Here is a 14,104-nt window from a genome sequence, read left to right as displayed (position 1 = left end):
CATTTTAATAAGCTAAAAATTAATGATTTAATCTCAATTAAACAAGAGCAGAAGCGCTACAAAGGTTGGCCGTTGGTCGGGAGATTGGCGGCTCTTACGGGCGGTTGATGTGAGCTTGCGAAAGACGGAACACCCACGGAGGTTGAAATGCTCACCGTACTTTCTAAACGTCCGGAAGGGAGAGCGGGAAGAAAGTTAGCATCTTTTGACAGCCACGATTTTAAGACATTCAGTTCTTTAAGTAAACCTGGAACTCTGTGCCCTTACCTACCTGGCTCTTTACCAAAATCTTCCCTCCTGCGTTAGTTACGATTTCTTTTACTAAATATAATCCTATGCCTGATCCTTCAATAGCATTTTCTAACCTGTAATACTTTGAAAAAATTGATTCTAAATTTTTCTTCTTAATACCTATGCCATTATCTTTTACAGATATGATCATAAAATTCTTTTGTTTTTTAGTAGTAACTACAATTTTAGGTTGTCTTTTTGCAGCCCTGAATTTTATTGCATTGTTAACCAGGTTATACACAATGGTCCTTAATTTTCTCTTACTAAAAGTAATTGCTGAGATATTAATTTTACTTGTAATTATTGCATTTGCGGAATTAATATTATCGCTCAATGTAAGCCTGACATCTTCCAGTATATCCTCAAAACGCAGCAGTTCTTCTTCCGCTTTATATTTATGGTCACCTTTTCTTACTTCGGTCAACTCTTTAATGAGCTTGTGCATCTTTATTAATGCATTGTCAACAATTTTAAGCAGGGAGTAAAATTCTTTTTCATCATGCAGAGGTGCATCTTTAAACAACTCTATCGCGATTGCTAAATTCGCAAGTGGATTTTTTATGTCATGGGAAATGGTATCCAATAAAATTTCGTGGTCAGCAACTAATTTTTCCAGTTCCTTCAAATCCATTATTCGCGTGGTGATTTCAACAAAAGTTATAATCACGCCATCCGTCTTATTATTCTCCTTTTTTACATAGGGAATAATATTCATTTGGTACCAGCGAAGGTCAGTAGTTTGTATTTCTTTTTCCAGAATTTCATTGCTCTTAATAACCTGCTCAATATCCTCTACAATGGTGGGATAACGGAAATTATCTTTTATGTCATCTATGGGTTTTCCCACATCCCTGGCTGATAGCGTAAACTGTTTCATAGCAGGAGGAGTAAATTTCTGCAGCTTTAATTTTCCATCTACAAACAGTTGCGGAATTATTGTATTCCTAAAATAGTTTTCTAACTCATCATTGTGTTCGGTAAGTTTTTGTATTTGTTGGTTTTTGTCAGGCATTGTATAATATTTATAATCAGTTATTGAAGGTAGAAGTTTATGTCTACTTTCGGCTATCCACGCCTTCGCTCGCAAATCAACATTTCTTTCATTCGCCCCGGGGTTTCAAAGGCATAATCTTTTAACCATAATATTCTTCCCGTGAAACCCTGGCGTACGCTTAACACTGAATTGTTGTGAAGTTAATTTATAAATCTCTATAATGTTTACGAAGAAAGTCTTTTGCCAATTTGAAGAATCTCCCCGCGGCGGGGCCTGCCGGCCGCTGATGTCCCTTGACCCATTTAATCGAAATGTAATCTCCCTGACCACAATCATTACTTGTACTGACAACAGGCATACTTCATCTTTAGGTGTCGATATATCTTTACATCAAATTAATCCGGGTTAGGTCGGTTATAAAAGGAGGACAGATATAGCTGTTTAAAAGACAGTAAACTGACTGACTGAAACGCAGCATAAAAACTGTTAAGATAACCAGGACGATGGGCGGATTAGAATAAATTGGTGCAGAATATTAAATTTTAAAAGATTTCTCAACTGTACCAGTTGTCGAAAGGCAGGTTTCGCGATCTGCCTTTTTTGTTTATAAGTTGCGCACGTAAAACGGAAGTCTACCTCCATAGGCAAATTTGCAACGCCCCCACAAAACCAAGTGTATAAAATAAATCAAATAGTTCAAAGTATCGCTTTATTTTATAGAAAGACTCTTTAAGGCCGGGATTGTATGTATTCGATTGTGCCGGACCGTTATATCCATATCAAGATTTTCACCGCCATGAGTCTGGCACCCACTGTATGTTGGATTCTATAGCTTATCTGCAAACTTTAGTCTCTATAAATCATACCCCATTTTTTTGCTATTGCTCTTCTTTCATTCATAGTCTTTTGTATGAAGGCTTGTCCCACAGGGGTTCCTACTTCCCTGAAAAAACCTTCGAATCCGGATGGAGTATAACCAAACCTCATTTCAATATTTTCACTACCTGTATTTTGTAAACCGTGCCAAACTCCTTTAGGTACGAGAGCCACAGCGCCTTCTTTAATTTGATATTGCTTGTCGCCAAGCGTAAATAAACCAGAACCTTTATGCAGGAAAATAAGCTCATCTTCGTTTAAATGTTTATGCACAGGTAAACCGTCACCGGGTTTGAAAGATTCAGAAAGAAAAGAGATTGATTCTGCACCTTGGGCTTTCGCTATTTTTATTTTTACGATTGCCGTTCCGTCTCTCATTTGAAATGCTTCACCTTCACCCTCATTAATTACTACTCCATTGAAGTCTGACATGTCTTTTGCAAAAACCGGAAGCGGAAGTATTAAAGAGGAAAGTAATCCTAAACTTCCTTGTTTGAAAAATTGTCTGCGAGAAGCCATAAGAGTTTATTTAATTAGAGATGTTAAAAGTTGTCGATAACGTTTCGGTACTGGTAATAATTTTTATCGTCCGTTAGTAAAAATAAATTGTAAAGGCTGTAAAACCATTTTTTCAGGCAACGAATAACTCTAGTCCGAAAAGATGCTGGCATGAATTGCTGCTTTTGCCTCTGCAGGTGTTCCAGTTCCAAATCTAATAAGCATTCCTGCTCATAACGCCCCCGATTTCTTCCTGTTTATCCAACCCCCCGCTACACTTAGTGTGCTCATAACCGTTAGTTGCGCTATCCGTGGGCTAACAGTGGGGCTTAGTTGCGGTTGGACTGATTTGTTATTGATTGTTCAACCAGATTCATGAACTCGTCCATTTTACTTTCATCTATCCATCGGGTAACTACGACTAGGTCATGCTCGTTATCAATAACAATATAATTACCACCAGCTCCATCAGCATAATAAATTTCAGGTGAAATATCTTTCCATTTTTTACTGGAATTAATCCACCACATATAACCGTAGGCTTTATTTGCAGATGAAGATTGATGTACAGCTTTGACCCATTTTTCTGATATTAATTGTTGAGTTTTCCATTTCCCCTTTCTCAGGAAGAGCAATCCAAATCTGGCCTGGTCTGAAGCACTAATAAAAAGACCTCCGCCATGGTGACCGCCACCACTTACCGATTGCATCATTATCCCGTCTATATTCACAAATGAGTTGTCGTATCCATACCAACGCCAGGTTGTAGATGCACCAATGGGATCCATAATCTTTTTTTTGAGTATCATTGGCAGAGGTTTTCGCCAAACCTGCAATAAAGAATAAGCCAGTACATTTACTCTTACATCATTGTATTTAAAAACAGTACCTGGTTCGTTAAGCTTCCTGTTTTTCCAATCATCAATACTACCTTCTTTTGGTGGCCTGTCTGCCCAATCGGGCAGGCCGAATTGTGTTCCACTCCAATCAGAAGATTGAGTGAGTAAATTATCCCAGGTGATTTTTGAATTGTGTGGCCCTTCAAAAGTGCCGTCCCAAACGTAGGTATTTACTTTATCTGTAACGTTTTTTATGAGCCTTTCGTCAACGGCTAAGCCTGCAACAGTTGAAAGAAAGCTTTTGGTTACACTGTTGGTCATATCTACCCGGTTAATGTCACCCCATTGTGCTACGATGTAACCATTTTTTATTATTAAACCCGCAGGACCACCTCTTTCTTTAGTCGGACCAATTATCTTAAAGTCGGGTTCATCAGCGTAAGCTTTTAAAGTGCCAATACGCATATCCCTATCAAATTTTTTGTTTTCATTTGCTTGTGCAAATTTCACTGCACTGTCTAACAATACCTGATTCATCTTCATTTCTGCCGGTGTTTTAACCTGCCATATTGTATCAGGAAAATAAATTGTTTGGGCATCAGCAACAGAAGAAAAGAAGAAACTGAAAAAGACTATTAAGATTTTATTTTTCATTATTAAAATTATTAAACGCTCAATTTATCAGGGTGCCAAATAGCATGACGCACAACGTGAGGACTTGCTGCCGTGCTGGAATTTTATATCGTTCAGCCCAAACCGTTAGCCCAATTGAAAAACTATTGATGAAGATATGCACAAAAGATGATTAATGAAAGTTATTGAAGCATTGGCGATGCCATCACTTTCCCAGTGGGATTTTCACGGCATAAACTTTTAACCATAATAATTTCCCGTGAAACCCCGATGTACGCATTAACACTGAATTATTGTAAAGCTAATTTACAAATCTTTATAAGGTTTAGGAAAGAAGCCTTTTTCTATTTGAAGAATTTTCAAGCAGCGGGGTTTCATTTCCGGCTATCCATAACTGTTAGCCTTATTTCGGATGGAAATGAAATCCCCGCTGAGACAGCAATATATTTGATGCAAGAACCGTAACTCTGCACAGCCGTGTCCTGCACCAGCACAAGGCCTGGAGTAGAGACACAATCTTGTTCAATCTGTAAAGTGACAACAAGAGAACGCGGATTTACAAATGCCCCAAATACCCCCGCCGATGTTCATTGCTGCACAATTACTGTATCGAAACCGAACATCACTGTCTCTGCCGGACTTTGACAGAAGAATGATTTTCAAAACTTTATAAACCCGGCACTCTTTTGGGATCATCCCTAATGATTTGGCCGCCTTATTCGTCATATAATACCGACCATCCCATGTTCCGCAACTATCTCAAGATCGCCTTCCGCAGCCTCAGGAAAAGCAAGGGCTTTACCGCCCTCAACATTATTGGCCTCGCTGCCGGCCTCGGGGTCTGTCTGCTGATCGTCCTGTACGTCACCGATGAGCTCAGTTACGACCGCTACAACGTCAACGCCGACCGCATCTATCGGATCGATGAGGATATCTACTTAAATAACACCCAGTACGACGCTGTCACCACTTCCAAATTTTTCGGCCCGACGCTGGTCGCTTCCTATCCGAAGATCCAGCAGATGGTCAGGTTCCGCAACCCCGGCGACCAGCTGGTAAGGAAGGGCAACGACCACATCCTTGAGCATCACTTCACCTTCGCCGACTCCACGCTCTTCAAGGTCTTCACCCTGCCCATGATCGCCGGCGACCCCAATACCGCCCTCAACAACCCTCATTCCATCGTGATCGACGAAAGTGCCGCCCGCCGCTATTTCAACAGCACCGACGTCGTCGGCCGGACGCTGGAGATAGGTACTAATAATACACCTCTCCAAATCACCGGGGTCATCCGGAACATGCCGGAACAGTCGCAGTTCCATTTCAGCTTCATTCGGCCCATCCGCGAAGCCTACTCCTTTAATGACCCCAGTGACAACGACTGGATAAGCAATTCTTATTATACCTATATCCTTGCCCAACCCGGCACCACGCGAGCCGAGGTCCAGAAGGATGTAGACGAAGTCGTCAACTTCCATATCAGCCCGGCCCTCCAGGCAATGTTCCACACTTCGGGCGCCGACCTCGAGAAAGCGGGTAATCATTTTCGGTGCCGCATCTTCCCCCTCACCGACGTGCACCTCCATTCCAATAAGTCTGGTGAGCTGGAAGCCAACAGCAATATTCAGTATGTATACATCTTTTCCGTCATCGCCGTGCTCATCCTCCTGATCGCCTGCGTCAATTTCATGAACCTCAGCACCGCCCGCAGCGCCAACCGCGCCAGGGAAGTGGGCATCCGCAAGGTCGCCGGCTCTACAAAAGGACACCTCATCATCCAGTTCCTCACCGAGTCCATCCTTCTCAGCCTCTTCTCTCTCGTCCTCGCCCTTGTAATCGCTGTCCTGCTGCTACCGATGTTCAATCAGCTTGCCGGCAAATCGCTCCATGCCGACGCGCTTTTCAGCGGCCGGTTCCTGCCCATCCTCATCCTCCTGGTGTTGGTGGTGGGTTGTCTCGCGGGAAGTTACCCAGCCTTCTACCTTTCCTCTTTTCAGCCGATTGATGTATTGAAAGGAAAGATAGCCGCGGGCTTCAAGAGCAGCTGGCTCCGAAGCAGCCTGGTGGTCTTTCAATTTTTTATTTCCATTGGCCTCATCGTCAGCACCCTCGTCATCTATCGCCAGCTGCATTATATTCGAAATAAGGAAGTTGGCTTCAATCGGGATCAGGTACTCGTTATCCATGATACCTGGTCGCTCGGCCGGGAGGGTACGACCAATCTTCGCAAGAACCTGCTCACCCTTGCCGGGGTCACCGATGCAACCGCCACCCCCGACATCCTCACCGTCCAGGACCTGTACTGGCAGGAAGGCTGGTTCCGGGATGCCTCGCTTGACGCCAGGAAATCGATCCTCATGACCACGCTCAGGGTCGACGACCATTATATTCCCACCCTCGGCATGCAGATCGTCAAAGGCCGCAACATCGACCTCGCGCAATTTCCTACCGACTCCACCGCCATCATCCTCAATGAAGCCGCCGTAGCGACGCTCGGCGTGAAGGACCCGCTCAATCTGGTCCTCTACAATCATGATGATCTGTTCAATACTATCACCTATCATGTCGTCGGCGTCGTAAAGGATTTCAACTATAACTCCATGCATGACAAGATCCATCCCCTTGTTATGGTGGTCAACACGTATAACTGGAGCACCATGGCCGTCCGCTTCCACACGAATGACGTCTTCAGTCTCGTCCGGCAGGTGGAAAGTAAGTTCCATGCCGTTAAGCAGGGAGTGCCTTTCAGCTACACCTTCATGGATAACGACTTTGATAAATTGTATCACGCCGAGCGGCAGACCGGGCAGATCTTCATCAGCTTCGCCGTCTTCGCCATCCTCATTGCCTGCCTCGGCCTGTTCGGCCTGGTTACCTATGCTGCCGAACAACGCACCAAGGAGATCGGGATTCGCAAGGTCCTCGGCGCCGGCGTCAGTGGTATCGTCGGTCTGCTCAGCAGAGACTTCACGATGCTTGTCGGCATCGCTGCGCTCATCGCCTTCCCCGTCGCGTGGTGGGCTATGTACAAATGGCTCGAGACGTTTGCCTATCGCACGGAGATCAGTTGGTGGATATTCCTCGTGGCCGGCGCCGTTACCCTCGCCATTGCCCTGCTGACGGTCAGTATTCAGACCATCCGGGCGGCCCTCGCTAACCCCGTAAAATCCCTCCGCAGCGAATGATCGGCGGATTATTTACTTTCCCAGCGGGTTTTCACGGCATAAACTTTTAACCATAATATTTTTCGCGTGAAACCCCGATGTACGCATTAACACTGAATTAGTGTGAAGCTAATTTACAAATCTTTATAATGTTTAGGAAAGAAGCTTTTTCTAATTTGAAGAATTTTCATGCAGCGGCGTTTCATTTCCGGCTATCCATAACTGTTAGTTTTATTTAGGATGGAAATTAAAACTCCGCTGAGATGGCACTTTCTAAGCACAGCGTACGGGTTCGATTATAAATCCTGAAGGTGCATAACTAAGCCGGCATGGTATCCAAACTCATTAAATAAGAGGTATTTAAACTTATCTTTAACTACATTAACACCAAATGAAATCCCAAAAATTGAATGTTTTATTGGGAAAAAATCTGCTTCCAAAGAAATCCCCTTATAACCTAAATTATAAAGTTTTAAATCTTTGTAAGTAGAATCGAAACCGTTAAAGGTGGTTCTTACATAATATTTTAAGCGAATATTTGAATACCAAGATTTGACCATAAAGCTTGCGGACGCAAAAAATCCTACATCGATAGTAGCGAACAGATTCTTACTTCTCAGAATAGGATTTTTTCCATAGGTTATGTTTTGTGACAAAGTGAAAGCTCCTTTTTGCCAACAACCCACTGACAAAGCTTTGTAAGAATACAAATTGACATAGAAACTTAAAGGATATAACTGTATATAATTAATTTCTTCAGTGCTATCATTGCCGCATAAACAATTAGTATTTCCCATTTTAAGAGAACCATGCTGAATGCCAACTTCATTACTGAAAAAACTTTCTTTAATTATTTTGACATTTATAATTTCATAGTTTGTTTTTAGATTATTGGCGATTGCATAAATATAAAGGAGATTATCACTGTTAGATGAGTTTAAGACTATATCAATTAAATAAATGTTTGAATCAAATCTTTGAACTTTAGCAATGTAAATACTATCGTGTCCTCGAAATCGGGAATTCGAATTGATTCTACGAGATTTATCTTTCTTTAGCAGATTAAAAATAGAATCAACAAACGCCTTTTTTGATACTTCAACTTTGTTTTGGTTTAAAACCACAAAATTTAATGGATAAACTGAATTAGAATTTTTAACAACAACCGGCACCCTAATTCTAATTGAATTATTTTCAACAACGGACATAGGATAGACAAAGTTGAACTGATTTTTAATAGCAATAAGTTGAGGCGTCTCAACTACGCTAATATCAATTATTTTACCAGTTTTGGTTTTATTTGAGCCATCATCTGCAAAAACTAAAATTTTATAATGTCCAGAATTTCTAAAGACTATTTTCGATTGTTTTCCCGTTGTTTTAATATAAAAAGATGAAGTGTTGTTATTTGTTAGTTCATCTTTAACCTCAATTAAAAATTTAATTTGATCAACGGGTGTATCTTCATCATAAATATCTGAAACATTAAGCGTTATCGTATCATTTCTGCTAACGCTATAGTTGGCTAACGAAGTAGGATATACATTTCCGCTAACATCAAGGTTAAACTGAGTATTAAAATTCGATTCAGGAAAGAGCCTCTTAACACCATTCTTTAAAATTGTTGGATAATTATTCGCAGTAATGTCGATAAAAAAATCATTTTCGGAAAGAGGTGTAATAATATTTTTTATCGGAAAATAGTTCCGTTTCTCCCGTTCGTTCGGTGTATCTTTTATTACTTTGTACAATGTGATTTGAAATTCAATCTTATCTTGTAAGGTATTCTCATTAACCAGAAGGAAGTAATCGTTACTTACGAAAGCATTAAAGATGGAATCCTGTAAAGTGGTATTTCTTGTTGATTGGAAGGACTGATCGGGAAAATTATAATTTAGATTATTACGAAGAAGTTTGTCCGCATCCGTATTGACAAAAAGTAAATTTAAATTGTCTGCTCTTGAAAATAACTTTTTACCTGTTTCATTGCTAACCATTTCTTCTAAAGTGCTCTTAATAAAAGGAACTAAAAAATCTGTTTTGTTTGAGTAGATTAAGATACGGTTACCTTCCTGACAATAACAGTTACTTGTAATTAAGAAAACAATTAATAAAATCGATGATTTAAATGTTACTTTAAGCATTGCATAATTTTCTTGTAAACAGCCGGTGTATGTTCTGAAATTAATTCATTTATTTTTTTATTGACTTCATTCAGAACAATTTGTTTGCTATTACCCCCATTAAACGTTGGGGTAATCATAAGGTCATTCATTACAGAGCATGTTTCTCCATTGATTTTAATTAAAAGATTGCCTCCATTATATCGGTATAAATCATTCTGAACATTTTCAATCTCACCATTGAAAGTAATTTCAATGGAATACCTAATCTCTCTTTTTGCCAAAATGTAATTATTTGCTGATATCAGCTTTTCAAGTTCAGAATTACTCGGAGATACGTGAAATGTTTTTTCTGCTTTTATATTAGTTCCTTTTGATCGTGAGGTATTTCTTTTATTTGAATCGATCGAACCATTCAAAAAATAATTGTTCTGTGTCTGAATATCCCCGGAAACGGGACTGTTATGGTTAGCTTTTATTTCTACTTTTTGTTTAGGGGGAGCAGATGAATTCTTAAATAGGGGAATAATTGCTGCAACTATTATAGCAAAACCTCCTATTATCGCAATAACTAGGGCATTTCTGTTTCTGTTATTTTCAATTTTCTCCTGAGTTTTCATTATTGATTTCTTATGTCCATGAGAGCGATCCTCTTATTGCTGCGCCATTTCTTGGCGGATGTATTAACCCGACAATCCTTAATCATAAATTTTCATAGTGGACAACGAGTCATAATTGAATATCAACTCAAACAAATACAAACAATTGTATAACTTCGTGTATGCTTATATGTTATCCAACAATTTTCTATATTAAAAATCATTCAGTTTAAATAAGGGGTGGTTTTTAAACTCTACCGTTAGTTCTGCAATCAGCGTTTCAAATATATACATTTATATTCTTCGCCCCTCACAACAGCGTCCAGCTTCATAAAAGTTTCAAGGGCGCTTTTACCGCGGGAGCCAATGAGTGAACAATGCTCTTGGCACCCCCCAATAAAAAAGCCCCCGCTTTCGCGGAGGCTCTCATTCGGGATGCAATTGCCGGGTAAATATTATAAGCTGGCAAACTGCGTAGCCACCGTGCTATATTTAATTTGCTTGCGGCTCCCAAGCACTGCCACACGCACCCAGTACTGCTTTCCTGGCACCAGGCCGGTAAAGGTGTACTTTGCCGTACTTACCGTATGGCTTGTCCATACCGTGTCCTCTGTAGGGGCTGCATCGGTAATCTGGTGGCTGAAAGACATACCATTCTGCTTGGGCACCTGGCTTATCAGTTCACCGGGGTTATCACCATGCTCGAGTATTACATTACCGGGGTTGTCGAGCACCATGGGCTGCGGCATCTTTGCAAGCGTAAAGCCGCTGCTGCCTAATATGCTCTCGTTGCCGTTGGCAACGTACATTACATAGCGGCCAAGCTGGGCCAGCACACCCTCCAGCGCCTCGCGTGCTATATTCTTATCCAGCACCGCCTGCCTGCCCAGCGCCGCCGCGGCAGCCAGTGCATTGCCGTAAGTGTCATAGGCAGCCTGCACATCGGTAAGCGGTGGCACCGGCGTGGGAAAGTTAGGGTTGCCCGTCATGCAGGTAATAATGTAAAGCGACTTCTGCAGAAAGTTAGCGTCAGTGTAGCGTGAAAAATCGAGCAGAACTTTTGCTGTTTTCATAAAAAATTTTTTTAGTGATTAATGTTTTAATACTCCTAAAACAACGCACCCCCAAAAATTATTTCAAAATGCCCGCAATCCCTGGTGCTTCCCGGGGTTTCCCGTGGTTTTGCAATGTTACCCGCGGCTAAATACGGTTTGCCGTTGTGAACGGTGCAGGAGATTATAAGGTGAAATAAACCTGCCTTGCGGGGCAAAATAATTGTTGCAAAGATGGAAGGCAACAATAATGCGGGTGGTTGCAGGCCTGCACCGCGTGGATTGCACCATTCCCACGGGTTGAGGCATCAACCGGCTTTTGCCGGGGCCGGCAACTGAGCCACCGGATAAAGTTATGAGAACACCTGGGCCGCCATTCCACAAGCGTTATGACTACCACTGCACACGCAATTGCACCCGCAACTTTACCAAAAATCGCGGGAACAATGTGCGTTGAGACTTAGCCGGCAGGGATAATGTAGCAAACAATGGCTATTGAACCCGATACTTTTGCAATAAGACAGCAAACAATAGCTATTGAACCCGATACTTTTGCAATAAGACAGCAAACAATGGCTATTGAACCCGATACTTTTGCCATAATGTAGCAAACAATGGCTATTGAACCCGATACTTTTGCCATAAACAGGGGAACAAAATCAGCCTATCAGCGGCCTATTTCGTTCATAATCATTTATTTAGGCTCACTAACGGCGGGCAGCAATGCCCCGTAAGGTCTGCAGAATTCCCCTTTTAGAGGTAGTGGGCGTAAATCAAAAACTCCTTTTGTAAGTTGAATATGGGAACTGCAATACAATTTCATGACAATATATTTGATTTTTTCAAGTGTGTTTCATAAGTTTATAGTTGTAAATCAACATCCGTTGCCAAAACGCCCACCCTATGCGTTGCGGATGAACTAATTAATTATGAAAGCATGAATCAAGAGCAATTCCCTACGTATGGGCTTGATCCCAACAAAATGTACACCATCCCGGAAGTGTTAACCAAATTGAGAATAAGCGAAACGACGCTTAGAGAATGGCGCAACCTCCCCAATCCGCTGAAGTGTTTCACCGTAGGCAAGATAGTGCGTATAAGCGGGTACCACCTCATTCGGTTCCTGGAGACGCACCATTAAAAATTTAATGCTTGTACCCGTAATAAACTTTAAAATCAGATCACTCATCCAAACGTTTTGGATGAACTTAATAAAAGCTTTACTTTAGTTTGGTATTTGCATTGACGCACCCCGACAATAAAAAAAACTTAAAAGGTGAATGTTGGTAATGAAGCAATTGTAAAAATGGGAGTAGCGTCTAATAGCGTAAATACAAACGTAAGCTGCAATATTTAAATGACACAATCTTCAAAATCATATCAATTAGAAAAATCTCTTTGGACTGACCAAGACTTTGAAAAGATGGGCTGGCATGACAGTAAGCTTTTTGCAATTTCTTTTGGCGACAATTTTCAATTACTGTTTGACATTGACTATATTTTTAAATGGGTTCAGACTGGAAAAACTTTTAAGTTTTGGGTATCGCCATGCACACTTGTTTTTGAAAATGTGTATGACCTGGAATTTCAAATGGACGGGATATCAGATGGTATTGAAATTGATGGAATTAGTCGTGACAATCCTCAAAAACCCAAGAACGCTGACTTTATAAAAGTTGACACAGAATTTGATTGGACAATTGACACGCAACAAGGGGCGATTTTTTTTAAATCAATAGGATACAAGCAATATGTAAGACAATATCCAAAATATACTGCAGGACAATATTTTGAATTGACTGAACGTGGAGGAATTTCATTTGACAAAATATTATGTTGACCATACTGCAGCTTACAAGGGGTTTTGTGCAAGTGGGGCATACGGAATAAACATCAGCATTTGTGCTGCTATCATCAGCAGTTCGGGCTGACCGAATGCTATCAGCAAACGAATAAATAATCAACTTTTTCATTTAGCTTCGGCTGAGGGTTCGGGCAGACGGGCGTTGAATTTCCCACCTGCACAAAGCCCTGGACGTACGCTACTTTTTCACGGATATCTAAAACTATCAGCATGACCAGATTGATTAGACATATTTTATTTTTGCTTACTCTTTTTATATCAACTTACGTTTTTGCACAATCGGACAGCATTGTATTAAAAGACATATCATGGGACAAAAACTCTCCGGCAGGTTCTGAAATATTATTTATACCGTCTGATAATGCCCTTTTAGCAGGGCTTATGTATAGCGCCAATGGAATTGGAAAACATCCCACATTGTTGCTTTTACATGGTTATCCTGGCTATGAACGCAATCTTGACATTGCTCAAGTAGTAAGAGCGCATGGATGGAATGTAATTTATTTTGATTACAGAGGTTCATGGGGAAGCCAAGGCAAGTTTACTTTTAAAAATTGTGTAAAGGATGTAATTAACGTTGTAGCATTTTGTGACAAGTATCAAGACTCATTAAAAATTGACACTTCAAATATTGTGCTTTTTGGACACAGTATGGGAGGATGGGTAGCTTTAAAAGCAATTCAACAATTGCCCACTGTAAAGAAGGCTTTTATTTTGTCAGCATGGGATATATATAATCAATACAAAAGGCAGCTTACCGGAACAGAGCTAAATGCTTTTAACATGAACGCCGATACACTGGGTAAATTTTTTGTTTTAAACGGATCCCTGAATGATAGATTTAAGCCAGTATTGGAAAGAGACGAATATTTTAATTTGGAAAAGAATATAAGCTCATTAAAAGAAAAACAAATCATTATGCTTGACGAGCATGATAGAAATAAAAAAATTGCTGAAGCTATTAGAAATCTAAATCCTATATACTTCGAATATGATGTTTGGCAAACTGACCATTCCTTTACTAATAAAAGAGTTTCATTAACAAATAAGGTCCTTACGTTTCTTGACAAATAAAGCAGGGTACAATAATCGCATCCTATGTACCTAAATTCTCCTGAGAAAGTTAATATGGTAGAAGTATTTTATTAATTTCTTTTGAAAGAGAAAGATT

At 40.6% G+C, this 14,104-nt stretch carries 9 protein-coding genes; 3 read left to right on the top strand and 6 right to left on the bottom strand.

Annotation, left to right across the window (positions count from 1 at the left end):
- Nucleotides 1-229 precede the first annotated feature (229 nt).
- From FW778_RS14575 to FW778_RS14565, 3 genes are all read right to left on the bottom strand, one after another.
- Complete coding sequence (locus FW778_RS14575; protein WP_150415516.1) at nucleotides 230-1,303, bottom strand: sensor histidine kinase; 1,074 nt, start codon at nucleotides 1,301-1,303, stop codon at nucleotides 230-232.
- Nucleotides 1,304-2,131: 828 nt separating this feature from the next.
- Complete coding sequence (locus tag FW778_RS14570) at nucleotides 2,132-2,680, bottom strand: cupin domain-containing protein (protein WP_150415514.1); 549 nt, start codon at nucleotides 2,678-2,680, stop codon at nucleotides 2,132-2,134.
- Nucleotides 2,681-2,988: 308 nt separating this feature from the next.
- Nucleotides 2,989-4,152 (bottom strand): serine hydrolase domain-containing protein, encoded by a 1,164-nt coding sequence (locus tag FW778_RS14565; protein WP_150415512.1) that lies wholly within the window; start codon nucleotides 4,150-4,152, stop codon nucleotides 2,989-2,991.
- Between the two features lie 722 nt (nucleotides 4,153-4,874).
- On the opposite strand from FW778_RS14565, the gene FW778_RS14560 reads away from it, so the two are divergent.
- Nucleotides 4,875-7,316, top strand: a complete 2,442-nt coding sequence (locus tag FW778_RS14560) for an ABC transporter permease (protein WP_150415510.1) — start codon at nucleotides 4,875-4,877, stop codon at nucleotides 7,314-7,316.
- Between the two features lie 275 nt (nucleotides 7,317-7,591).
- On the opposite strand, the gene FW778_RS14555 is transcribed toward FW778_RS14560, so the two are convergent.
- From FW778_RS14555 to FW778_RS14545, 3 genes are all read right to left on the bottom strand, one after another.
- On the bottom strand, nucleotides 7,592-9,439 hold the full coding sequence (locus tag FW778_RS14555) for a hypothetical protein (protein WP_150415508.1): 1,848 nt from the start codon (nucleotides 9,437-9,439) through the stop codon (nucleotides 7,592-7,594).
- On the bottom strand, nucleotides 9,427-10,038 hold the full coding sequence (locus FW778_RS14550; protein ID WP_150415506.1) for a hypothetical protein: 612 nt from the start codon (nucleotides 10,036-10,038) through the stop codon (nucleotides 9,427-9,429). Before FW778_RS14550 ends, FW778_RS14555 begins: the two co-directional genes overlap by 13 nt.
- A 434-nt stretch (nucleotides 10,039-10,472) precedes the next feature.
- Nucleotides 10,473-11,090 carry a hypothetical protein gene (locus FW778_RS14545; protein ID WP_150415504.1) on the bottom strand — a complete coding sequence of 206 codons (618 nt, stop codon included), beginning with the start codon at nucleotides 11,088-11,090 and terminating at the stop codon, nucleotides 10,473-10,475.
- 1,336 nt (nucleotides 11,091-12,426) lie between these two features.
- Here FW778_RS14545 and FW778_RS23165 point away from each other — a divergent pair.
- Both FW778_RS23165 and FW778_RS14535 read left to right on the top strand, forming a co-directional pair.
- Nucleotides 12,427-12,909 carry a hypothetical protein gene (locus FW778_RS23165; RefSeq protein WP_202552265.1) on the top strand — a complete coding sequence of 161 codons (483 nt, stop codon included), beginning with the start codon at nucleotides 12,427-12,429 and terminating at the stop codon, nucleotides 12,907-12,909.
- A gap of 234 nt (nucleotides 12,910-13,143) precedes the next feature.
- The gene (locus FW778_RS14535) at nucleotides 13,144-14,007 is read left to right on the top strand and encodes an alpha/beta hydrolase family protein (protein ID WP_150415502.1); all 864 of its coding nucleotides are present in this window, start codon (nucleotides 13,144-13,146) and stop codon (nucleotides 14,005-14,007) included.
- Nucleotides 14,008-14,104 lie beyond the last annotated feature (97 nt).

The sequence above is a fragment of the Ginsengibacter hankyongi genome (assembly GCF_008710285.1).
Lineage (GTDB): Bacteria > Bacteroidota > Bacteroidia > Chitinophagales > Chitinophagaceae > Ginsengibacter > Ginsengibacter hankyongi.
The sequence above is the reverse complement of the archived record's forward strand: the minus strand, read 5'-3'. Positions and strand labels throughout refer to the sequence as shown.